The sequence below is a fragment of the Bartonella taylorii genome (genome assembly GCF_023920105.1).
Lineage (GTDB): Bacteria > Pseudomonadota > Alphaproteobacteria > Rhizobiales > Rhizobiaceae > Bartonella > Bartonella taylorii.
Genome location: NZ_CP083693.1, coordinates 1574037 through 1597060 on the forward strand (window position 1 = coordinate 1574037; position 23024 = coordinate 1597060).

A 23024-nucleotide genomic window follows, 5' to 3' on the forward strand; every position below is an offset into this window, starting at 1 on the left:
ATTCTCAAAGAGATGATTTAGATAATGATCAAATTTTTCACGTTTAAGTCATATTGCATAAAAAGTTAGCCCATATAACCCCTACACTTCACCAAAGTGTTATTGCCTTGTCTAATGGTTAGCATAACCTATTGCAAAGTTTCCGTGATACTATAATCATATCTCTCTTAGGTGTTTGAATATTTTAAAAACATACTGGAATCATGCATTTCATCTTTGAGTGCTCGGCTCAGTAATGTATCAGCTGCTTCAACTACACTTTTACCACAAAATAGAACCTGATAAATTTGCTCTGTAATTGGCATTTCTACCCCGATACGTTGTGCTAACGTATGCACTTCTTTAGTGTTTAAATAACCTTCAACAACTTGACCAACCTGTTTTGCTGCTTCTTCTGTATCCATTCCTTGACCAAGCAGCATTCCAAAACGGCGGTTGCGCGACTGGTTATCAGTACATGTCAAAACCAAATCACCTAAGCCTGTCATCCCCATAAATGTAGAAAGCTCAGCGCCCATAGCAATGCCTAAATGACTGATTTCAGCTAACCCTCGCGTGATAAGAGCTACTCGAGCATTTGCTCCAAATCCCATACCATCTGATATTCCTGCACCAATAGCAATGACATTTTTGACAGCTCCACCTAATTGAACGCCTATCATATCTGGATTTTTATAAACTCTAAAATTTTTGCTACAATGGAAAAGCTTCTGTAGTTCTTCACTAAATTTAACATCAGAAGCTGCGACCGTAATTGCTGTAGGCAAACCTATAGCCAATTCTTTAGCAAAAGTTGGTCCAGAAAAGATAGCTAAAGGAATTTTATCACCCAAAATCTCACGAGCAACTTCTTGTAAGAGCCGTCCTGTACCATGTTCTAGGCCTTTTGTTGCCCAAATAATACGTGAATGTTGATTTAAATAAGGTTTTATTTTGTATAATACCTTACGAAACATATGACTTGGAACAGCTATTAATATATCCCGACTTGCGGTTATTGCAGTCTCAAGTGAAACTTCAAGCGATAAATTGTCAGGAAATCGAACATCCGGTAAAAATGCCTGATTACAGCGATATTCCTGTAATTTCCTGATATGCTGAAGGTCACGTCCCCATAATAAAACACGATAACCGTTACGAGCAAGCGCAATGGCTAATGCAGTGCCAAAAGAACCAGCACCAATAACTGTCATCGAAACCGCATTCATTAAGTTTCCTGATGGTTTTCCAAATCTTCGTTTTAATTGTATATTATTGTTACAATATCTTTAATATAAATTCACTGAATTTGAAAGCCCTACTGCTTCATGGCTTTATCCAATACAATATGTAATCTATTAAAGATCTTCATGTTTTCTGTACTGAATTGTACAGATAAACTCTTGTACATTCTATAAATGGCTATTTGAAATAATGCCCCCACAATAATTATTCTACTACTTCCCTGTACCGAACATCCACCTTACATCCCATGAACATTTTTTGTGCCTATCACCTACCAAAAGAGCCAATGCTTGGCACTGGCTCCTATGAATATTTTTATTATTGGTAACTACTTTATGGGCGCTTGCATATTCGGTACTTGCCCCACGGGCATTTCTACCCCTGGCGCCTGCTCTACGGGAGCCTGCGTATTTGGTGCTTGCCCTACAGGCATTTCTACTCCTGGTGCCTGCTCTACGGGAGCCTGCGTATTTGGTGCTTGCCCCACAGGCATTTCTACTCCTGGTGCCTGCTCTACGGGAGCCTGCATATTTGGTGCTTGACCCACAGGCATTTCTACTCCTGGTGCCTGCTCTACGGGAGCCTGCATATTTGGTGCTTGACCCACGGGCATTTCTACTCCTGGCGCCTGCTCTACGGGAGCCTGCATATTTGGTGCTTGACCTAACGGCATTTCTACCCCTGGCGCTTGCTCTACGGGAGCCTGCGTATTCGGTGCTTGCCCCACAGGCATTTCTACTCCTGGTGCCTGCTCTACGGGAGCCTGCGTATTCGGTGCTTGCCTTGGGGACACTTGGACACCTAATAAATGCTCTTCAAGCTTTTGTATGTCTGATAATTTCTCTACCGATACAGAGCTATCTCTTTCTACCTTTTCTGGCTCAATAATACGTCCTGAACCACCCATCATATTATAATTCAAATGGGAAATAGCCCACCAAGTACCTCCAATAATAATAAAAACACAAATGACTGCAAACCACAAAGCGCTTAAATTCCATTTAGCATCTGGACCAGAATTCAAGTGTAAAAAGAAAACAATCTGCACAATAATTTGAATAATCGCCATCCCAATAAGATATGCAACCTTCGTGCTAATTGCCCAGCTTTCCATCATTCCATACATCACAGGAATAAAAGAGCCCAAAGTGAAAAATACAGCCAGAATAAAGCCAACTAAATAGGAACCAGTACTGGGACTATGTGTTTCATTATGCATGCTCATTACAGCGCTCCTAACAGATAAACCATGGTGAAAACACCAACCCACACAATATCAAGTAAATGCCAGAAAATTGAAAGACATGCCAAACGCGTTTTATTATCCCGATCTAAGCCACAACGACGAAGATGAAAAAACATCACTACCATCCAAAGAAGACCAACACTCACATGAAGACCATGGGTGCCAACCAAAGCAAAAAACGCTGACCAATAAGCAGATAGAATTTCTCGTCCAAAAAGCTGTAAACCTGTTGCAGGATCAATACCAGCATAAGCATTAGGATCGTAATAGAACACCTCGCTCAAAAGTTCATGGAATTCGTAAATTTCCATTCCAATAAAGCAACATCCAAGTACAAAGGTAATAATCATCCATAAACGCACACCACTAAGATTACCTTTATGCGCTTGTACCATTACAAACCCATAAGTAATTGATGATAGCAATAAAATGGCAGTTTCAACCAAAACAAATTTTAAATCAATAAACTCACTGCCAGCTTTGCCTCCTCCATAAGAAGCAGAAAAAACAGCAAAACTTGAAAAAAGCGTCGAGAACAGGATCAAATCCGAAAGAATATAGACCCAAAAACCAAATATCATTACCGAACTACTATCATGATGATGCTCATCAATGTGAGCATTATCCATTGTTATCGCACTCATACTGTTGCTCCTTGTTCTTTAAGAACAGCCGTAAAAGCATCTTCAGTTTTTTGTACTTCTTCAGCTGGAATATAATAACCATGGTGGTCACCTATTAATGAATGACACACAATCGTTGCAACAAAGCCAATCATTCCAATCGCAACGAGCCACCAAATATGCCAAACAAGCGCAAAACCAACAACTAATGAAAAGAATCCCGCAATAATTCCAGCTGATGTATTTGACGGCATATGAATTTTTGAAAACCCACTTGTCGGACGTTGATAACCATTCTTCTTCATATTCCAATAAGCATCATCAGTTTCTACTCTCGGAATTATCGCAAAATTGTAAGAAGGAGGAGGTGAAGAAGTAGACCATTCAAGAGTCCGTGCATCACCCCAAGAATCATTTAATGTTATCGGTAAGCGTCCCTTATGTTTGATACCATACCAAATCGCCAAAACAACTTGCAGCACAAAACAAAGAATACCAAGCAAGATAATAAGTGCCCCCAGTGCAGCAATCATAAACATTGGCTGCCAACTAGGTTCCATATAATGTTGAAGACGACGTGTTGCACCCATTAGCCCAAGCGCATAAACTGGGAAAAAAGCAAGGTAAAAACCAATGAACCAACACCAGAAAGATGCAATACCAAGTGCCCGATTCGGTTTATAACCAAAAACTTTTGGAAACCAAAAAGCAAGCCCAGCTAAATAAGCAAAAACGACACCTCCAATAATTGTATGATGGAAATGTGCTACCAAAAAGAGCGAATTATGAAACTGCCAATCAGCAGGTACAATAGATAACAAAACGCCTGTTAATCCACCACCAACGAACGTAAAAATCATTCCCATGCACCAAAGCATTGGAGGCTCAAAGCGAATCCGACCTTTATGCATAGTCAGCAACCAATTAAAAACTTTAACACCCGTTGGAACGGCGATAATCATCGTTGCAATACCAAAGAAGGTATTTACAGCCTCACCTCCACCCATCGTAAAGAAATGATGCCCCCAAACGAGCATAGAAAGAATTAAAATAACCAACATTGCCCATACCATTGAAGTATAACCAAAGAGGCGCTTTGAAGAAAAAGTTGAGACAACCTCAGAAACAATCCCAAAAGCAGGAACAACCAAAACATAAACTTCAGGATGACCAAAAATCCAAACATAGTTAATCCATACCATCGGATTTCCGCCACCAACATTGGTGAAGAAATTCATACCCAAATAACGATCACATGCCAAGAGTGCAAATGCTACAGCTAAAACGGGATAAATAACTAAAATAAGGATATTACTAACGAAAGCGCTCCAACAAAAGACGGGCATTTTCATCATTGTCATCCCAGGAGCACGCATTTTAATAATGGTCGCAACAAAATTGATTGCCCCCATCGTTGTCGCGATACCGGAAAGCTGAAGCGACCATAAATAATAATCTACCCCTGTGTCTGGACTATTTTGCAATTCAGAGAAAGGTGGATACATCAACCAACCACCACGACCAAAATTACCGACACCTAGTGATATGTTAATTAATATTGCCCCTGCAGCAGTAATCCAAAAACCTAAATTATTCGCAAAAGGAAAAGCAACATCACGCGCACCAATTTGAAGCGGTATAAGATAATTGAACAGACCAAATAAAATTGGCGTTGCCATGAAGAAAATCATAATGGTACCATGGGCCGAAAAAATCTGATCAAAATGCTCAGGAGGCAAATACCCTGCCGACTCACTGCCAAGTGCTAAAGCCTGGTGCGTTCGCATCATAATTGCATCGGCAAAACCGCGAACAAGCATGATAATGCCAAGCACGATATACATAATGCCAATGCGTTTATGATCAACTGTTGTAATCCAATTTCGCCATAAAACGCCCCACCATCCAAGTACTGTCAAAGCAATAACAGCAATCAAACCACCCACAACAATCGCAATACATGTGTATAAAACGATTGGCTCATGTGCAAGTGCATGAAAGGCACCAGCCGTAGGATCTGTAAGTCTTCCAAACATTTCTCAACCCGTATCAAATAAATTTCAGTTTAAAGAAACCTTATTTTTAAAAGAGTTCCTTCTCGATTGATGCCCTAAATAACATCAGGATCAAAAACAGAACAAAGCGCGCCCCAAAGCGTCTGAGCCGCAGCACGCTTCATTAAGTCCTCATTACATACCGTATTTTCATCAACACATCGATTGACAATCCGGTAGTAAAGCCGCTTCTCAACGGGTGCAAAATAACGCACTTCAGCATCTTTTTCCTTCGCAGCAATATCACCCATACGAGGCGCAATAGAAAGCTGACGATAAGACGCACGATCAAGGATTTGGCCACTAGCCCGAGCTTTAGAAATCCAATTGTCAAAATCCTGCAAAGAGACAGAATGCCATTGAAATCGCATCCCTGCAAAACCATCACCACTGTAATTCGCTGAGCTTCCTTTGAATATTCCTTGCTCATCAGCTACCAAATGCAACTTAGAATTCATTTGTGGCATAGCGTAAAGAACTGTGCCCAGTTTTGGTACCCAAAAAGCGTTGACAGAACTTTCTGACGTTAATTGCAACAAAACCTGACGACCTTTAGGCGCGTAAATTTCATTAATCGACGCAACATTGTATTCAGGATAAATAAAGAGCCATTTCCAATCAAGAGCGACAACATCTACTTGCAACGGCTTCCCTTCGCCAACAACTTCCACTGGAAGTGGATTCTCTGGTTCAAGCTGATAGGTGTAATAGGCTGTCAACGCACCCAAAACCATCACGATAACAATTGGAATACCCCACATAAATGCTTCAATTTTATTTGAATGCCCCCAATCAGGTAAATACTCTGCTGCCGCATTTGACGCACGATATTTAATGGCTAAAAATACCACACTGATCATAACTGGAATCACAACGCAAAGCATAACAGCAACACAAATAACGATCAAAATAAGCTGTTGCCTCGCAACATATCCTGCTGGGTTAATAACGTCAAATTTACAACCTGACAAAAGCAACACTGCCCCTAAAATCACGAGCATCTTTATTTGTCTAACAAAGTTTCTCATTTTACCTGCCCATCATACATATCAGAAGTTGTCACTAAAAAACGACAAAATCTCAATGAGATGCTTACCTATTTAAAAAGAATTATCAAGTAAATTCAAATACCCTCATCGATATTATACAATTTTTGATCCCTCTATGCTAAATTTAAGCCTCTTAGCAATATATTCAAGCGCAAACCGATATCCATCACTCCCACAGCCGGCAATAATCGCATCCACACCTATAGACGTATAAGAATGGTGGCGAAAAGCTTCACGCTGATAAATATTAGATAAGTGAACCTCTACTTTCGTCCCTGAAAATATTTTTAATGCATCAAGAAGTGCAACAGATGTATGGCTGTAAGCAGCTGGATTTATGATCAATCCAGCACTCACCCCAATCGCTGCTTGGATCCATTCTATCAATTGACCCTCACAGTTACTTTGATGAAAGTGTACCATCACACCAGCTCTTGTTGCCCATTCCCTACAAAATTTTTCAATATCTTCTAGGGTTTCAGTTCCGTAAATTTCTGGCTCACGTTGACCTAGAAAATTTAAATTAGGACCATTTAGAACCGTTATAACTTTAGACATAGCAAGCCTCTCACCTCGACCATCACCTTATAAAAAAATTTTTAGCATATTTCTTACTGCAATAAAGCTCCATCCTTTATTTCAAAAAATTCTGCTCGTCCTTTTAAGGCATCAAATAAAATGCGATCTGTTCCTGTCATAAATGTTTGTCCACCTAGGTCATCAAGAATATCAAATAAAGCAGCACGCCTATAAGAATCAAGATGCGCAGCCATTTCATCAAGAAGAAGAATAGGAGCCCTATACGACATCATCCCTGTTAAACGCGCATGACACAAAACCAAACCTGTCAACAGAGCTTTTTGTTCACCAGTTGAACAAGATCCTGCAACCATATTTTTATCAGCATAAAAAACCTGCAAATCTGTGCGATGTGGTCCCTCTAATGTCCGCCCAGCAGCACGATCTATTGCGCGGTTATATTGCAACCGATCACAAAATTGCTCTTCAACCTCAACCGCCGATATCTTACTTAGAGCCGTTTCTAAAAAACCATCAATTTGCAAAAAAGCCCGTGGAAAAGGTATCTGAGATGGCATTTGTGAAAATATCTCATTTAAAAGCCGAATAACATCAATACGCGCCGCAGCAATAGCCGTCGCAAGTTCTGCCATTTGCTTTTCTAAAGCATCAAACCAAGCACAATCATCATTTCCATCCGAAAACAAACGATTACGTGCACGCATAGCCCTATCATAATCTGCTATGCGGCGACTATGCAAAGGATCAATAGCCAAAACCATACGATCCAAAAAACGACGACGCTCAAGCGCAGAACCTGTAAAAAGCCCGTCCATAGAAGGAGTTAGAATACTAATATGACAGTAATCTGTTAAGCAATCACCTGTCTCATTTACACCATTAATATGCACTTTTCGACTGTTATCATCAATTTCCAAAGCTGTACCAATATTTACTTCACCATAAAGAGCACATTCAAGACGCGCAAACACAACAAACCCTTCGCCTCTACTATCTGCAAAACTAACATCAGAATAAGACGCACGCCGCAAACCACGACCAGGAGAAAGAAAAGATAACGCCTCTAAAAGATTGGTCTTACCAGCACCATTATGGCCAGTAAAAACCACATGCTGACCTGAAAAACGAATGTTAAAATAAGGATAATTGCGATAACGCCAAAGCTTTAGCTGTCTCACTGCCACTTTGTGCACATGACCAGCCATGCATTGCAAAACAATCTTCCCTAAACGCGAATAGGCATCAGCACGTAAAGTGCATCCGCATCATCATTATCACGAATCAGAGCTGGAGCGACAGCATCAGCCAACATAAAAACCATCTCATCACTCGAAAATTGCCCTGCAATATCCAAAAGATAACGTGAATTAAACCCTATCTCAAGCGGATCAGATGTGTAATTTGCCGCTAATTGATCTTCCGCGCTTCCCGAATCAGGATTATTAACGACAAGCCTCAATTGCCCATGCTCAATCGTCAACTTCACCGCACGCCCACGATCACTCGAAATTGTTGAAACACGATCAACCGCAGAAGAAAAATCCTGCCTATTGACAATCAACTTTTTATCATTTCCAAGAGGGATAACACGTTGATAATCTGGAAATGTTCCGTCAATTAATTTTGATGTAAAAACCACAGAACCTACAGAAAAACGAATCTTCGTCTCTGAGAGCTCTACACACATATCCCCATCAATTTCTTCTGAAAGAAGTTTTTGTAATTCCCCTACGGCTTTACGAGGAATAATGACACCTGGCATACCATCAACACCTGAAGGAGCTTCCATATCAACTTGTGCCAAACGGTGACCATCGGTCGCAACTAAACGCAGTTTCAAAATACCGTCATTAACAACATGAAAATAAATACCATTAAGATAATAACGTGTTTCTTCAGTAGAAATAGCAAATTGCGTACAATCAAGTAAATGTTTTAACCTCAATGCTGGCAGAGAGAAACGATAACCGAACTGACCCGGAAGCGATTCTGGAAAATCTATTTTTGGAAGACACTGAAGCTGAAAATGTGCACAACCCGAAATAACGGACATGGTATTTGCTTGATTTACATCAACCGATAATACGATTTCACTGCCATCAGGAAGTTTTCGAACTATGTCATATAGCAAATGTGCTGGAACGGTTATTGCCCCAGCTTGTTCAACATTTGCTATAAAAAATTCCGTAACCTCTAAATCAAGATCTGTTGCTTTTAATTGTATGCGACCGTCATCTGCATCAATCAGCACATTCGATAAAATAGGAACAGTATTACGGCGTTCCACCACACGGTGAACACGACCAAGAGACTTGAGAAATTGATTGCGATCAACTGTAATACGCATAAAATCCCCGTTACTATTTACCAAAAACTATAAAATTCTCTAGATTGAAAATAACCTATCCCCTTAAGAATCACCTATTGAACTCTATTCAACCTCTTTTAAAATGGCAAGCCACTACTGCACAAGAAAAAACAGCACTCCTTATTAAGCTCTTTATTACAATATTTCTCCAAAGAGAGAAAACCTGTAAACACTACGCAGCCTGTTCTCCAATCAACCGCTTAAGCAATTCAAGCTCTTTAGCAAGCGTTTGATCACCACAAACCAAATCTTCAATTTTACGTACAGCATGTAAAACTGTCGTATGATCACGCCCACCAAAACGGCGCCCAATTTCTGGCAGTGAACGAGGCGTTAACATTTTTGCTAAATACATTGCAACTTGCCTCGGCTTCACAACTGTACGCGTCCGACGATTAGACAATAAATCCTGCTTAGAAACATTATAATGGCGTGCAACTGTACGTTGAATTTCTTCGATCCGGATACGCTTAGGTTCGCCAGAACGTGTCAAATGACCTAATAATTCATCAATCCGTTCTAAAGATAAATCAGACTCGAAAGATTGACGGAACAATAACTGATTAAATGCTCCTTCAATATCACGTCCCGACCCCGAAACCGTTCTAGCAATATACTCCAAAATATCATCGGAAATTGAGATCATATTATCATCTTGTTGCGCCAACTTTAATCGCTGATGTAGCATTTTCAAACGCATTTCATAATCTGGTGCTTCCATTTCAAGGGCTACCCCTCCCTGAAGACGAGAGCGAACCCGAAGATCAAGCGATTCTAATTCTGCTGGTGGACGATCCGCAGCCACAACAACTTGTTTTGCACTATCAAGCAACATATTAAGCAAATGACAAAATTCGTGTTGAATCGACTTTCCTTGCAAAAATTGCATATCATCAATAATGAGAAGATCAATATCACGAAGCTGCTCTTTAAAAGAAAGAGCATCATTATCACGAATAGCCGTTGCAAAACGCCACATAAAATATTCAGCGGTCAAATAAATAACCCGCGCAGGCGAACGCTTCAGTGCAGCAGCTGCAATAGCTTGAAGCAAATGTGTTTTTCCTAAACCAACAGACGCATGAACAAAAAGAGGATTAAATCTTAAGGCACTTTTATGCCCTTCCGCAATCGAACGTGCAGCAGCTAAAGCAACACGATTAGAAGAACCTTCTACAAAACTTTCAAAAGTATAACGAGAATCAAGCGGTGAACCAAAAATACCTGCTCGAACACTTTTTACGGAATGCTCTGTGTAATTCTCAACAAAAGATGGAGTCGTCTGTTCTTCCAGAACAACAGGAGCTGTACTCGTTTTACAAACCACACCTCCCGAAACACGCTTCATACCACGAACGATAACTTCAACGCGAAGAATCGCTGAATTCTCTTGTTTCCATAAATTTGTCAAAAGAGAACCATAGTGATTATTAATCCATGAACGCAAAAATGCTGTAGGAACAGAAAGCTTCACAAGATTACGGCTATACTCAGCAAGTTTCACACGACCAAACCAACTCGTATAAGCCTCGATACCAACCTGCGCCTTTAATTGCGCCATCACACGTGCGAAAGCCGCCGTGCCCTCCTCCTCTAAAATAATAGGATGCTCTACAGAAGCATCTCTATTCACCGCTCCACCACTATCTGTCATCTTACTCTTGATTATTTTCTCTGCCGACAGGATATTCACCGAAACCCTTTTAAAGGAACTAGCTTTAGAGTTCAATTTATCCACCATCTTTCATCCTGATAAAAATAAAAAATTTGTCCTACTAAACAGCTAAAAATAAACTTAGCGAAAGCAAAACGCCCTACCCCAAATAATATTACTTATCCTCCCCTAGGACAGTCTCATTAAAACCCCATCAATAAAGATGACCAATAAGATTTACTTGCATTCATGATATGATCCAATCCTCTAAAATGGTAAGCATACCAATCAAAAAAACTAAGAAACACGTTAAGAAAACCTCTCCAACATGAGAGCCCATTCACTCAGCGTAATACAGGATAATGAGTTGATGCGACCCCTGTATGTTTTTAGTCTCCATAAGAACCATACAAAACAGCAGAGGTAAAATGCAAGAGGTCAAAATAAAATCAAAAGCCCCTAAAAAGTCACCATAAAGCTGCTCATATAAACTAGAGATGAGAAAAATAATTGATTCAATTCATTTTTTTTTTCTAAATTTACCAATAATTAAAGAATCTCTTCAGATTAAAAAAAAAAAATAAAAATGCTTGACAAAAAAGACTCTGCAAAAATCCACAAAGCTTGTGGATAACCGTATGAATTCTACAAATTTTCTCTACTCTTCCATGGAAAGAATCGCTGAAGATTCCTCTCCTTTAGAAGTGTCATATTTTCGTAAAAATGAATAAAAAAAACCAGCACCTACAAAGATGCTGGCTTCAATTCTAAAAAATGGAAGAAACTTAAACGCTAAGAGTTTTCAAACGTTTTGCTAAACGCGATACTTTTCGCGCAGCAGTATTCTTATGAAAAACCCCTTTGGAAACCGCACGCATAATCTCAGGTTCAAAATTCTTAAATGCTATTTCCGCAGATGCCTTATCACCACCAGCCAAAGCATCATCAAATTTACGTACGAAAGTACGAACGCGCGAACGGCGGGCCTTATTAACCTGCGTACGCGCCACAACTTTGCGCACCGCTTTTCGAGCGGAAGGTGTATTCGCCATAAATATCTCTCTCTTTCAACGCACAGGATAGGAAGCGTCTCAATAACATCTCTCCTAATCCAAATAAAATCAAGCCAAGCAAAACTATAAAGCTGCTGATAACTGTACGACTTATAACGCAATCCTCAAGCCAACGTCAATCGAATTTTCAAAAAGAGACATAAAAAACAAGGACAAGCTCCTTGATACTCACCTTAAGAGTTTTACAGGCGCTCCTAAACAAACAAATGCAATCTAGACCGCCAGATTACGTAAAACATATTGTAAAATTCCACCATGATACAAATAATCTAACTCGTCTTCAGTATCAACACGGCATAATAATGGAATAGTTTTTACCATTCCATCAGAAAAAGTGATTGTGGCTATAGTCTTTTGGCGAGGTTTCAAGCTATGAATTCCTTCAATCGTTACCTTTTCATCCCCCCTTAAACCCAAAGATTGCCAGCTTGTACCCGCTTCAAACACAAAAGGAACAATTCCCATACCAACAAGATTAGAACGATGAATCCGTTCAAAAGACTGAGCAATCACCGCTCTTACACCAAGAAGATTGGTGCCCTTAGCTGCCCAATCACGGGATGACCCATTACCGTATTCAATACCGGCAAAAACAACAAGCGGAACACCTTCTCTTTTATACGCCATTGCTGCATCATAAATTGCTTGCTCTTCTTTTGACGGATAATGAATTGTATAGCCTCCTTCACGACCATTTTCTCCTAGCATGAAATTACGAATGCGAATATTGGCAAAGGTTCCACGCATCATCACTTCATGATTTCCACGACGCGTTCCATACTGGTTAAAATCAGCTACTTTAACCCCATGATCCGTCAAATATTTCCCTGCAGGAGAATCAATCTTAATGGAACCAGCAGGAGAAATATGATCCGTTGTGATTTTATCACCAAACAAACCTAAAATCCGTGCATCTTTAATGTCTTGTAAGACATCAGGGATCTTCCGCATATCATCAAAATATGGCGGATTACGCACATATGTCGATTGTTCATCCCAAGAATAAGTAGCCCCTGTTGGAACTTGGACTTCTTGCCAATTTTCGTCTCCTTTAAATACATCTGCATATTTTTCAGCAAAAATCTTACGTGTGACATTTTTTTCGATAAATTCTTGTATTTCTTTAGAAGTTGGCCAAATGTCTCTCAAATAAACCGGTTGTCCGTCTAAACCTTCTCCAAGAGGCTCCTTGGTTAAATCTTTACGCACCGTCCCTGCCAAAGCATGTGCAACAACGAGCGGTGGTGAAGCTAAATAATTCGCTTGCACATCAGGTGATACACGCCCTTCAAAATTACGATTTCCTGAAAGAACCGCAGCAGCAATTAAACCATTATCATTAATCGTTTTGGAAATAGCAGGCAACAAAGGGCCAGAATTTCCAATACATGTCGTGCACCCAAACCCGACTAAGTTAAACCCTAATGTATTTAAATCTTTTTGGAGACCGGAATTGATAAGGTAAGCTTCAACAACTTGCGAGCCAGGAGCAAGAGAAGTCTTAACCCACGGTTTACTCTTAAGGCCTTTCGCTACAGCATTACGCGCCAAAAGACCTGCAGCAATAAGAACACTTGGATTGGATGTATTCGTACAAGAAGTAATCGCAGCAATCACCACATCGCCATGGCCAAGATCATATCCCTCACCCTCAACTCTATAACGGTCATCTTGACCAACAGTCTTCTTATAATCACCGGACAATGCCACTTCAAAGCCCTGTCCAACACTTTCCAATGCAATACGCCCCTCAGGACGTTTAGGACCGGCCATAGAAGGCACAACACTTTCCATGTCTAATTCAATTGTATCAGTAAAAATAGGATCGACAATCATTTCGTCATGCCACATCCCTTGTGCTTTGGAATAAGCTTCTACTAAAGCAATTCGACTTTCATCACGCCCTGTCATGTTGAGATAACGCGCTGTTTCTTTGTCAATTGGGAAAAAACCACATGTTGCACCATATTCGGGTGCCATATTCGCAATCGTCGCCCGATCAGCAAGCGTCATGTGCTCCAGACCTGGACCAAAAAACTCAACAAACTTACCAACAACACCCTTCTTGCGTAGAATTTGTGTTACTGTCAACACTAAATCAGTAGCCGTCACGCCTTCTTTAAGCTTACCTGTTAAACGGAAACCAATCACTTCAGGCAATAACATAGAAACAGGCTGCCCTAACATTGCCGCTTCTGCTTCAATACCGCCAACACCCCAACCTAAAACGCCTAAACCATTCACCATAGTTGTATGCGAATCAGTTCCCACACAGGTATCAGGATAGACCGTCTGATACCCTCCTTCACCCTTTAGCCACACACATTGCGCTAAATATTCCAGATTAACCTGATGGCAAATTCCCGTTCCCGGAGGCACAACGCGAAAATTCTGAAAAGCTTGCTGTCCCCACTTAAGGAAACGATAACGTTCGCTATTGCGTTCATATTCACACTCAACATTGTCTTTAAAAGCCATAGGATTGCCAAAATGATCAACGATAATTGAATGATCAATGATAAGATCAACGGGAATAAGAGGGTTAATTTTTTCAGCGTTTCCTCCAAGTTTTACCATAGCATCGCGCATCGCAGAAAGGTCAACAACCGCAGGAACACCAGTGAAGTCTTGCATGAGAACACGTGCGGGACGGTAAGCGATCTCTGCACCAGCACAGCCTTTATCATTTAACCACTTAGCAACGTTTAGAATATCTTCTTTTTTGACAGAACGTCCATCTTCAAAACGTAATAAATTTTCAAGAATTACTTTCATTGAAAACGGCAAGCGAGAAACACCTTGAAGCCCATTCTTCTCCGCCTCGATCAAACTATAATAAATATATTCCTTGCCACCAACATCTAAAGTTCTGCGACAATTAAAGCTATCAATTTGAGTCACAACTGACCACCCTCATATTACAAACTATCCAATTTCCCAGAACGAACAATACAAACTACGAGTCAAGGTCGCAGCTTGAATGCAGACGCAATCACCTCTGCCATTCATCTCCCTCTCCACCTTTTCATCGGCAAATTCGGAAATCGGTGTTAAAAACCATTCTACACCAGATCTTGATGTAACACATGCCTTATAAAACTATTTCTAGAACTATTCTAGGTACAATTGCATAAAAAACGTGTTTTTTATCCTATAATGCAATAAAGCTTATAGCAACAAAAGCAAAACAGGTAAGCACATGGTGTTATCGGGCAAAGATTTAGCAGCTTATAGAAACGCAGAAGTTCTATTCCAAGGTCTTTCTTTTTGTTTATTTCCACAACAACTTATGACAATCACAGGCCCAAATGGAATCGGAAAATCTACATTACTGCGAATCATTGTCGGTCTTCTTGAAGCTGCCGAAGGTGTTGTAAGTCTTAAAGACCAAGAACAAACATATCCCGTAGCAACTGCATGTCATTATCTTGGTCCCCAAAATGCTATGAAACCTCTCTTATCTGTCATCGATAATCTGCAATTTTGGTCAGCATTTTATGGACAACATCTACGTTATCCCCATGAAGCTCTTGCCGACGTAGGTCTTTCTAATCTTGAACACTTACCCTTCAATATTCTGTCAACAGGTCAAAAAAGATGTGTAGCCATTGCCCGCCTTTTGCTCTCCTATCGTCCTATTTGGATTTTAGATGAACCAATATCAGGAATTGATATCCATGCTCAAACTCTCCTTACCAATATTTTTCAGTATCATCTAAACCAAGGCGGTATGATTATCGCTGCAACCCATAATCCCCTTGGTATTACAGAAAACCATAAAGTCGCTCTGGAAAAATTCTTACCTCCCTTGGAGATCAGCAAATGAAAGCACTATTCTGGCGTGATCTTAAATTAATCTTAGCACCACAAGCTTCTTCCTTAACAGGACTTTTGTTTTTCATTGCTTTTATTATGATAACTCCCTTCGCCATTGGGCCAAATCCTAAAATTCTTGCACAAATAGGCCCAGGCATATTATGGTTTGGAGCACTTTTCGCAGGACTCCTTAATCTCAATAAACTTTTTCAAACCGATAGTGATGATGGAAATCTTGATCAATTCATCCTTTCTGGACAAAGACAAAGTTTCACACTGATTGTATTTACCAAATGCCTTGCCCATTGGGTAGGAACAATGCTGCCTCTTATTTTTGCTACTCCTATTTTAGCATTCATGCTCCATTTAAATGCAACGATAACTTTTACAACAACACTCACCCTCTTATGCGGAACACCTGCTATTATTTTTATCGGCGCTATAGGAGCAGCTCTCGCAACGTCATTGTTACACAGCACTCTTCTCGTTTTTATCATCATTTTGCCGTGGATCATTCCAATCATGATTTTCGGTGTTTCAGCTGCTACAGCCCCGACAAACCCAAACGTTTCTTTTCTCACTTCCTTGACTCTTCTTATTGCCTTTTCACTTCTTTTGAGTCTTTTTAGCTCTTTTGTTGCTGCTATAACGCTCAAGCTTTTATCAGAATAATAAAAGGTAATTGCCGCACAGCAAAACTCTGCCTATTATAAATCTCATGAATAAAACATCTCACATACATAAAATGAGTTCACTCTCAACAGGTTTAACCCGTTTCATGAAAATAAGCGGCACCGTTTTGCCTTGGTTAACTGGTATAACATTGTGTCTTCTTATCTTAGGGCTTATTCTGATTATGCATTCTCCTGATGACTATCAGCAGGGTAGCACCGTCAAGATTATGTATATTCATGTACCATTCGCGTGGCTCTCTACATTTTGTTATATCATAATAAGTGCTGCTGCTTTAGGAAGTCTGATTTGGAGATATCATCTTGCTAATGTAGCACTCAAATGTGGAGCACCTATTGGAGCAATTTTTACAGCCTTATCTCTAGTGACAGGCGCACTTTGGGGGCGCCCTACATGGGGAACATGGTGGGTATGGGATGCACGGCTAACATCAGTTCTGATCTTGTTTTTTATTTACCTTGCCATTGTCATGCTTGCTCGCGCTTTTGATAACCAAGAAAAAGCTGCACGCGCCACAGCAATTCTCACACTCGTTGGACTTGTGAATATCCCCATTATCAAATTTTCCGTTAATTGGTGGAATACACTGCACCAACAAGCATCACTTTTACGTTCAGGCGGTCCAACAATCGACCGTGCTATGTTATGGCCCCTCATAACAATGATATTTTGTTTTAGCTTTATGTTCATTTTGCTTTATTTGATGGCTATGCGCAACGAAATCAATAATCGTCATATCCAAATACTTCAGATAAAAAAGGCCCGTCACGCACAACATAAGGACTCTTCATCATGCTCGACTTAAATAGCACTCACAGTGGACTTTTAGGAAATCTCTCTCAGCAAATTGATTTTTTCCTTGGTACTCTTTACCACGAGCAAATTGTTATTTTGAGCTACATACTTTCTGCAATCTCCCTCCTATGTTTTATTGGATACACACTTTGCAAAGGTATATACCAAAAAAAAATCCTACAACAGCTAAACAAAAAAGAGCTGTTTCAAAAAGAAAAATAGAATGAAAATTACCCCTCAAAAATCTAGAAAAAACATATCTTTGTTCGTCGTGTTTAGTCTTTTTGGGCCATTTGTTTTTTTTCTTCTTCTCATTATGCTCTTCTTCTACTTTATGGACAGTAAACACCCCAACGATACTTTTCCGCTCCCACACACATTCGCTGAAAAGCCCGCCCCAAAAATCAGTCTTCCCCTGCTTGATAATGAAAATTATCTTCTCAACTCGGAACAATTTAAAGGGCGTGTAACATTGGTTAATTTTTGGGGATCTTGGTGCCACTCCTGTCGTGAAGAGCATCCGCTTCTTATGAAGATTGTACAAGATCAACGTTTTGATCTTATTGGCATTAATTATAAGGATAGTAAAGAGAATGCCCAACGCTTTCTGAATAGTTTTGGTAACCCTTTTAAATTTATTGGCTTTGATGTTTCAGGGCATACAGCTATTAACTGGGGAGTGTATGGACCACCAGAAACCTTTCTTTTGAATAAAGAGAGCATTATTATTGCCAAACATGTTGGCCCTTTAACATGGCAAATTTATCAGAAAAAAATCCTGCCAAAAATCGAACAAGCTGTTATGATAGAAGAAACAACAAACGGCAATGCATTCATTCATAAAAGCAATTCATCATTTTCCCATATTGAATGAAAACACAGTGAAATTTTCTCACTTCAAAGCGTCTTATGATGAATCCTCAAAAATAACCACTTGCATGTCACAACAAAAAGCGATGTGTGGTTAAAAACCGTTTGAGGAAAAGGTCAATATATCTCTTATTAATGCAAAAACAAGTACAACATTAGAAGTTCGTAAATAGTATGTTGGTACTAGTCTGTACCTTCATAAGCGTAGAAATGTTAGTACTCATGGATCTTGCATTATCCCATTCTTACAACTTATGAGATTGAGAGCAAGGAGAAAGATCTCTTTAAAACAAGTGCGTAAATAAATGGACAACAGTTGCACCTTTACAGCACATAATTACGAACAACACTGGAATGAGCATCGTTTCAGAAAGAGTTTCTTACATTCATTAAAACTCTTATCTTCGCAAATTTCTCTCTCGTAGAAAGTTATATATTTAATGATAAAGCATAATAGAAGGCAATACGAGGTTACATTGTAAATATTTATTATACTCTTATCCGCCGTCTTTCAGATATTGGCTGAAATGCTATTTTAGCATGAAAAGCACAATAAGGACTATTTTCACCGGAATCGGCACCACAAAAATGAAAATCCGCTGCTAAAGGGTCACCAACTGGCCATCTACATGTATTTTCGCTCAATTGCAAAAGATTAAGCTGACGTGAAATAGGCACAACTACATTTGACTTCGCCGGCACATCAATTTCTGTAACGTTCTCCGCTATAAACTCCATCTTTAAAGCTGTTCTTCCAACACTGCAAGAAGTAGTAGCATCCGTTGGCAATACCGTCGATGTGGTACGACGCACACGCGGAGATGATGGGTTTGCAGGTGTCTTTTGCGCACGCGCTCCCCCTTGTGCTGTCTTGCCACGTCCCGGTAACTTTAACCGATGCACTTTACCGATCACTGCGTTCCTGCTAACCCCACCTAATTGAGCTGCAATCTGACTTGCACTTAAACCCTCACTCCAAAACTTCTTAAGAAGTTCAACGCGTTCACATGTCCAACCCATATCAGCACTCCATTCTGATCACCTCATTGAGATGCCCCCATTGCATCTTCAAATGTTTGAATAATATTTCCAACCAGTCGAATGAAAAAATTATAACTCTACTCGAGCACAAAAAAATCCACTCAACCTATGAAACTTACAAACCGAAATACAACCTCGCTTATTGATTTAAACTACAATACGCACTGACTCTCTGACAAGAGCCTTTTTCTCTTGAAGAGTCTATTTAGAATGTTTTCCCCAACTTGCGAATTCATCATAGGTTAAACTATCATATTTGTTTAAAACTTTTTCCTACAGATGTTGCTTGCAAAATCTTTATTGACTTTTTGCCAATCGGTGTAACGATCAATTATCACATGAGTGTGATAATTGATCGTAATGAAACGCTGAGCACGCTATACTTTAAAAGATACAACATTGTTTTACTCGCAGCGTTTGTTTATTGTATGGCAACGTTTAAAACATAAAGGAAATCATGATGAGCACTACTGCTATACAGTCACTTTATAAGTGTTTTGCTCGACGTAATTTGCATTTCAAACAAGGCAATGGTGTATGGCTTATTTCTGATAAAGGAGAGCGTTATCTTGATTTAACATCTGGCATTGCTGTCAATGTATTAGGGTATGCGCATCCAAAACTGATCGAGACCCTCAAAATACAAGCTGAAAAACTTTGGCATATTTCCAATCTTTTTCAATCACCTGAACAAGAAGCTCTTGCTGCACGGCTTTGTACAAACAGCTTTGCTGATAAGGTCTTTTTCTGCAATTCTGGTGCTGAGGCATTAGAATGTGCATTCAAAACTGCTCGTCGCACTCATTATGTATCTGGTCAACCAACACGCGTTGAAATTATTACTTTTGAAGGTGCATTTCATGGGCGCACACTTGCAACCCTTGCTGCTACAGGGCACGAAAAATATCTTGATGGTTTTGGTCCAAAAGCTGGTGGATTTGTTCAAGTTCCTTTTTGTGATGAAAGCGCTTTACGTAATGCTATCAATAAAAACACCGCAGCTATTCTTATTGAACCCATTCAGGGCGAAGGAGGAATACGAACAGTCTCTCATGAAACTTTAAGGTTCTTACGCAAAATATGCGATGATAATAATCTATTATTAATTTTGGATGAAGTTCAAACGGGTATTGGACGAACAGGAAAACTTTTTGCTTATGAGTGGAGTGATATCACACCTGATATTCTTACCCTCGCAAAAGGACTAGGTGGCGGATTTCCGTTGGGAGCTTGTCTTGCAACAGATAAAGCTGCAAAAAGTATGACACCAGGAACACATGGCTCGACATTTGGCGGTAATCTTCTTGGGATGGCTGTAGGCAACAGTGTTCTTGATATCATATTAGAACCAGGCTTTCTCCACCATGTTCAACATATGGGGAATAAGCTAAAAAGTGGACTTTCGAGCATTCTCAATGCCTATCCTGATATTATCTGTGCAATTCAGGGTGTGGGCCTTATGGTAGGCATTCAGTGCGTCATTCCCTCAGATGTTGTCGTCAGTGCCTTGGAAAATGAATATGTTCTAAGCGTTAGTGCCAACAACAATGTGGTGCGTTTATTGCCTCCCCTTATTATTAAGGAAGAAGAAATAGATGAAAGCTTGCAGCGTATTGAAAAAGCAATTGCTTATCTTTCGCAAACAAATAAAAAAAGGCAAATATCATAAACATGACAAATATTCTTCGCCACTTTACCGACTTATCTGTTTTAACCCCACCAATAGCACGCGCACTTATCGATTATGCTAAAACCCTCAAAGCATCTTTCAAAACAGGGAAAAGTTCAAAACCTTTCGTTGGCAAAACACTCGCGATGATTTTTGAAAAACCGTCTACACGAACCCGTGTTTCATTTGATATTGGCATGCGTCAGCTTGGTGGGAACACTATCATGTTAACAGGCTCAGAAATGCAGCTCGGTTATAGCGAAACTATCGCCGATACAGCGCGTGTATTATCACGTTTTGTGGATATTATCATAATACGCACAACAGCACATCACCGGATGCTAGAATTGGCACAATATGCCCAAGTTCCCATTATTAATGCCCTCACAGATGACACACATCCTTGCCAAATTCTAGCAGACGTCCTAACCTATGAAGAACATCGTGGACCAATCGCTGGCAAAATATTTGCTTGGATGGGAGATGGCAATAATGTTCTTCATTCTTTGATCGAAGCAACAGCTCTCTTTAATTTTCATTTACGCCTTGCTACACCAAAAGGCAATGAACCACAAGAAAAATACGTTAAATGGGCACGTGAGCGCGGAGCTAATATTATGCTCACAAACAATCCTCAAAAAGCTGCCAAAGATGCTGATTGCATTATAACCGACACATGGTTTTCCATGGGGCAAGAATTTCGCGCCCGTAGTCATTCTATTTTCCAGCCTTACCAAGTTAATGAAGCTTTAATGAGATTAGCTAAACCCAATGCCCTTTTCATGCATTGTCTGCCCGCTCATCGTGGAGAAGAAGTCGTAGATTCCGTGATCGATGGACCGCATTCTGTTGTTTTCGACGAAGCTGAAAATCGTCTTCATGCTCAAAAAGCAATTCTCTCTTGGTGTTTACAAGATGCGTTTTTCTCTCCACAATAACCTGCCAAAATAAATCATATAAAAGGCAAAGATATGAGTGAAGAAAGCAAACAAACTAAAAATGAAGACTCTCTCAATAATATCTGCTGGAACGCAGATGATACCGTTATTCCCTTTCAAGTCGAAGAACTTGATATCCGTGGTCGTGCCGTACAACTTGGAGAAACTTTAAATTCTATTCTCACAAGACATCAATATCCTGAACCAGTTTCTTACCTTCTAGCAGAGGCTTTAGTCTTAACTGTTCTGCTTGGTACCTCCCTGAAACTTAAGGGAAAATTTATTTTACAAACCCATTCTAATGGGCCGGTTAATATGTTAGTGTGCGACTTCTCTCCTCCTTCCAGTCTACGCGGTTATGCTCGTTTTGATAAGGAACAGTTAAAACAAGCAACAGCTAATGAACAAATATCTTCAGCAACCCTTTTGGGAAGAGGCACTTTAGCCTTCACGATCGACCAAGGCATACACACACAGCCCTATCAGGGGATAGTTGCATTAGAGGGAGAAAATTTACAAGAAGCTTCCCGTACTTATTTTGATCAATCAGAGCAAATTCCTACCGATATTCGTTTAGCAGTTGCTATATTAGTCAACAGAGACCAACACGGAAGACCACAGAAAAGTTGGCGAGCAGGAGGTATTTTAGCCCAACTTTTACCCCAAGAATCGTCTCATCATAAAATATATGAACCCGATAAAAAACAAGAAGAGATCAGAACACATGATCGGCTTAAAGACCAATGGCAAGAAGCCAAAGCACTGATGGTAACCATTGAGAGTGCAGAATTGACAGATCCTCAAGTCGGCAGTAAACAGCTATTGTTCCGTCTTTTTCATGAACAAGGTGTTAGAATTTTTAATCCCTTTTCTCTTGTAGATCAGTGCTCTTGTTCGCGCGAAAAAATTAAAGAAATACTGGAAGGCTTTCCTACTGATGAACGGAACAAAATGGTTCAAAACAAATATATTTCAGTCAAATGTGAGTTTTGTTCAACAACGCATCGTTTTAAACCGCAAGAATTTTCTGAAACAAAAATGTAACCAAATATTCCTCACAAAAAGGAAAATGTTGATTGCAGCTAAAACCCTTTTAATTACGTAACTGAAACCTAGTAACAGCTAACATCAACCGTTAAAATATTTTGTGTATCTCGTTTCCTTAGAGCTAACCGCTCTTTTGTTGCCTACACAATCATACACTTGTTCAAATCAGTATTCATACCATATGCTGTTTATAAAAATAGCGCTTATAAAATCATCTTCATGCGAGAATAGGTACAGTATGTAGATAGTAAATACAATGAGAACACTAGTCCGTTATTTTATAAACATAAGAATGGTAGTAATACACCTTCATTATCGTACATG

At 39.8% G+C, this 23024-nt stretch carries 20 protein-coding genes; 8 read left to right on the plus strand and 12 right to left on the minus strand.

Going from position 1 to position 23024, the window contains the following annotated elements; translation table 11 throughout:
- Nucleotides 1-167 precede the first annotated feature (167 nt).
- The 11 genes from gpsA to acnA all read right to left on the minus strand — a co-directional run bounded on the left by gpsA (nucleotide 168) and on the right by acnA (nucleotide 14732).
- On the minus strand, nucleotides 168-1208 hold the full coding sequence (gene gpsA / locus LBE40_RS06760) for an NAD(P)H-dependent glycerol-3-phosphate dehydrogenase (RefSeq protein WP_004858356.1): 1041 nt from the start codon (nucleotides 1206-1208) through the stop codon (nucleotides 168-170).
- Nucleotides 1209-1552: 344 nt separating this feature from the next.
- Nucleotides 1553-2449: a cytochrome o ubiquinol oxidase subunit IV gene (gene cyoD, locus LBE40_RS06765; RefSeq protein WP_004858354.1), complete on the minus strand. Its 897-nt coding sequence runs from the start codon at nucleotides 2447-2449 to the stop codon at nucleotides 1553-1555.
- Nucleotides 2449-3114: a cytochrome (ubi)quinol oxidase subunit III gene (locus LBE40_RS06770; RefSeq protein ID WP_004858351.1), complete on the minus strand. Its 666-nt coding sequence runs from the start codon at nucleotides 3112-3114 to the stop codon at nucleotides 2449-2451. Before LBE40_RS06770 ends, cyoD begins: the two co-directional genes overlap by 1 nt.
- On the minus strand, nucleotides 3111-5129 hold the full coding sequence (gene cyoB, locus LBE40_RS06775) for a cytochrome o ubiquinol oxidase subunit I (RefSeq protein ID WP_004858348.1): 2019 nt from the start codon (nucleotides 5127-5129) through the stop codon (nucleotides 3111-3113). The genes LBE40_RS06770 and cyoB overlap by 4 nt, the downstream gene beginning before the upstream one ends.
- 74 nt (nucleotides 5130-5203) lie before the next feature.
- A complete protein-coding gene (gene cyoA / locus LBE40_RS06780) occupies nucleotides 5204-6175 on the minus strand; it encodes a ubiquinol oxidase subunit II (protein ID WP_040296816.1) in 972 nt (323 codons plus the stop codon).
- 114 nt (nucleotides 6176-6289) lie between these two features.
- Complete coding sequence (gene aroQ, locus LBE40_RS06785) at nucleotides 6290-6754, minus strand: type II 3-dehydroquinate dehydratase (protein WP_004858342.1); 465 nt, start codon at nucleotides 6752-6754, stop codon at nucleotides 6290-6292.
- A gap of 53 nt (nucleotides 6755-6807) precedes the next feature.
- Complete coding sequence (gene recF / locus LBE40_RS06790; RefSeq protein WP_004858339.1) at nucleotides 6808-7941, minus strand: DNA replication/repair protein RecF; 1134 nt, start codon at nucleotides 7939-7941, stop codon at nucleotides 6808-6810.
- A gap of 20 nt (nucleotides 7942-7961) precedes the next feature.
- On the minus strand, nucleotides 7962-9083 hold the full coding sequence (dnaN, locus tag LBE40_RS06795; RefSeq protein WP_004858336.1) for a DNA polymerase III subunit beta: 1122 nt from the start codon (nucleotides 9081-9083) through the stop codon (nucleotides 7962-7964).
- 193 nt (nucleotides 9084-9276) lie between these two features.
- Complete coding sequence (gene dnaA, locus LBE40_RS06800) at nucleotides 9277-10845, minus strand: chromosomal replication initiator protein DnaA (RefSeq protein ID WP_004858333.1); 1569 nt, start codon at nucleotides 10843-10845, stop codon at nucleotides 9277-9279.
- Between the two features lie 698 nt (nucleotides 10846-11543).
- Nucleotides 11544-11810 carry a 30S ribosomal protein S20 gene (rpsT, locus tag LBE40_RS06805; RefSeq protein ID WP_004858330.1) on the minus strand — a complete coding sequence of 89 codons (267 nt, stop codon included), beginning with the start codon at nucleotides 11808-11810 and terminating at the stop codon, nucleotides 11544-11546.
- 234 nt (nucleotides 11811-12044) lie between these two features.
- Nucleotides 12045-14732 (minus strand): aconitate hydratase AcnA, encoded by a 2688-nt coding sequence (gene acnA, locus LBE40_RS06810; protein ID WP_004858326.1) that lies wholly within the window; start codon nucleotides 14730-14732, stop codon nucleotides 12045-12047.
- 298 nt (nucleotides 14733-15030) lie between these two features.
- Here acnA and ccmA point away from each other — a divergent pair, with 298 nt between their 5' ends.
- Genes ccmA through LBE40_RS06835 form a run of 5 tightly spaced genes read left to right on the plus strand, consistent with a single transcriptional unit; the run spans nucleotide 15031 to nucleotide 18009 of the window.
- Complete coding sequence (gene ccmA / locus LBE40_RS06815) at nucleotides 15031-15657, plus strand: heme ABC exporter ATP-binding protein CcmA (protein ID WP_004858324.1); 627 nt, start codon at nucleotides 15031-15033, stop codon at nucleotides 15655-15657.
- Nucleotides 15654-16319 (plus strand): heme exporter protein CcmB, encoded by a 666-nt coding sequence (ccmB, locus tag LBE40_RS06820; protein ID WP_004858322.1) that lies wholly within the window; start codon nucleotides 15654-15656, stop codon nucleotides 16317-16319. The genes ccmA and ccmB overlap by 4 nt, the downstream gene beginning before the upstream one ends.
- A 46-nt stretch (nucleotides 16320-16365) precedes the next feature.
- Nucleotides 16366-17145: a heme ABC transporter permease gene (locus LBE40_RS06825; RefSeq protein ID WP_196792884.1), complete on the plus strand. Its 780-nt coding sequence runs from the start codon at nucleotides 16366-16368 to the stop codon at nucleotides 17143-17145.
- Nucleotides 17133-17357 (plus strand): hypothetical protein, encoded by a 225-nt coding sequence (locus LBE40_RS06830; protein WP_004858316.1) that lies wholly within the window; start codon nucleotides 17133-17135, stop codon nucleotides 17355-17357. The genes LBE40_RS06825 and LBE40_RS06830 overlap by 13 nt, the downstream gene beginning before the upstream one ends.
- 1 nt (nucleotide 17358) lies before the next feature.
- Nucleotides 17359-18009, plus strand: coding sequence for a DsbE family thiol:disulfide interchange protein (locus LBE40_RS06835; protein ID WP_004858313.1), 651 nt, complete (start codon nucleotides 17359-17361; stop codon nucleotides 18007-18009).
- Nucleotides 18010-18494: 485 nt separating this feature from the next.
- Here the strand turns inward: LBE40_RS06835 and LBE40_RS06840 are convergent, their stop codons facing one another.
- Complete coding sequence (locus LBE40_RS06840; RefSeq protein WP_004858310.1) at nucleotides 18495-19025, minus strand: GcrA family cell cycle regulator; 531 nt, start codon at nucleotides 19023-19025, stop codon at nucleotides 18495-18497.
- 481 nt (nucleotides 19026-19506) lie between these two features.
- Here LBE40_RS06840 and LBE40_RS06845 point away from each other — a divergent pair, with 481 nt between their 5' ends.
- From LBE40_RS06845 to LBE40_RS06855, 3 genes are read left to right on the plus strand one after another with little or no spacing between them, the layout of a single operon-like run.
- Entirely contained in the window at nucleotides 19507-20715 is a 1209-nt protein-coding gene (locus LBE40_RS06845; protein WP_004858307.1) for an aspartate aminotransferase family protein, read from the plus strand.
- Between the two features lie 2 nt (nucleotides 20716-20717).
- Nucleotides 20718-21653, plus strand: coding sequence for an ornithine carbamoyltransferase (gene argF, locus LBE40_RS06850; protein WP_004858303.1), 936 nt, complete (start codon nucleotides 20718-20720; stop codon nucleotides 21651-21653).
- 33 nt (nucleotides 21654-21686) lie between these two features.
- Nucleotides 21687-22697 (plus strand): Hsp33 family molecular chaperone, encoded by a 1011-nt coding sequence (locus LBE40_RS06855; protein WP_004858301.1) that lies wholly within the window; start codon nucleotides 21687-21689, stop codon nucleotides 22695-22697.
- Nucleotides 22698-23024 lie beyond the last annotated feature (327 nt).

Bases quoted from the DNA above. Each gene is read 5' to 3' on its own strand.
- LBE40_RS06840 (WP_004858310.1), bottom strand. From the start codon at position 19,025: ATGGGTTGGACATGTGAACGCGTTGAACTTCTTAAGAAGTTTTGGAGT.
- ccmB (WP_004858322.1), top strand. From the start codon at position 15,654: ATGAAAGCACTATTCTGGCGTGATCTTAAATTAATCTTAGCACCACAA.
- LBE40_RS06770 (WP_004858351.1), bottom strand. From the start codon at position 3,114: ATGAGTGCGATAACAATGGATAATGCTCACATTGATGAGCATCATCAT.
- LBE40_RS06830 (WP_004858316.1), top strand. From the start codon at position 17,133: ATGCTCGACTTAAATAGCACTCACAGTGGACTTTTAGGAAATCTCTCT.
- gpsA (WP_004858356.1), bottom strand. From the start codon at position 1,208: ATGAATGCGGTTTCGATGACAGTTATTGGTGCTGGTTCTTTTGGCACT.
- argF (WP_004858303.1), top strand. From the start codon at position 20,718: ATGACAAATATTCTTCGCCACTTTACCGACTTATCTGTTTTAACCCCA.
- LBE40_RS06825 (WP_196792884.1), top strand. From the start codon at position 16,366: ATGAATAAAACATCTCACATACATAAAATGAGTTCACTCTCAACAGGT.
- dnaA (WP_004858333.1), bottom strand. From the start codon at position 10,845: ATGGTGGATAAATTGAACTCTAAAGCTAGTTCCTTTAAAAGGGTTTCG.
- aroQ (WP_004858342.1), bottom strand. From the start codon at position 6,754: ATGTCTAAAGTTATAACGGTTCTAAATGGTCCTAATTTAAATTTTCTA.
- cyoA (WP_040296816.1), bottom strand. From the start codon at position 6,175: ATGAGAAACTTTGTTAGACAAATAAAGATGCTCGTGATTTTAGGGGCA.
- dnaN (WP_004858336.1), bottom strand. From the start codon at position 9,083: ATGCGTATTACAGTTGATCGCAATCAATTTCTCAAGTCTCTTGGTCGT.
- ccmA (WP_004858324.1), top strand. From the start codon at position 15,031: ATGGTGTTATCGGGCAAAGATTTAGCAGCTTATAGAAACGCAGAAGTT.
- LBE40_RS06835 (WP_004858313.1), top strand. From the start codon at position 17,359: ATGAAAATTACCCCTCAAAAATCTAGAAAAAACATATCTTTGTTCGTC.
- rpsT (WP_004858330.1), bottom strand. From the start codon at position 11,810: ATGGCGAATACACCTTCCGCTCGAAAAGCGGTGCGCAAAGTTGTGGCG.
- cyoD (WP_004858354.1), bottom strand. From the start codon at position 2,449: ATGAGCATGCATAATGAAACACATAGTCCCAGTACTGGTTCCTATTTA.
- cyoB (WP_004858348.1), bottom strand. From the start codon at position 5,129: ATGTTTGGAAGACTTACAGATCCTACGGCTGGTGCCTTTCATGCACTT.
- LBE40_RS06845 (WP_004858307.1), top strand. From the start codon at position 19,507: ATGAGCACTACTGCTATACAGTCACTTTATAAGTGTTTTGCTCGACGT.
- recF (WP_004858339.1), bottom strand. From the start codon at position 7,941: ATGGCTGGTCATGTGCACAAAGTGGCAGTGAGACAGCTAAAGCTTTGG.
- LBE40_RS06855 (WP_004858301.1), top strand. From the start codon at position 21,687: ATGAGTGAAGAAAGCAAACAAACTAAAAATGAAGACTCTCTCAATAAT.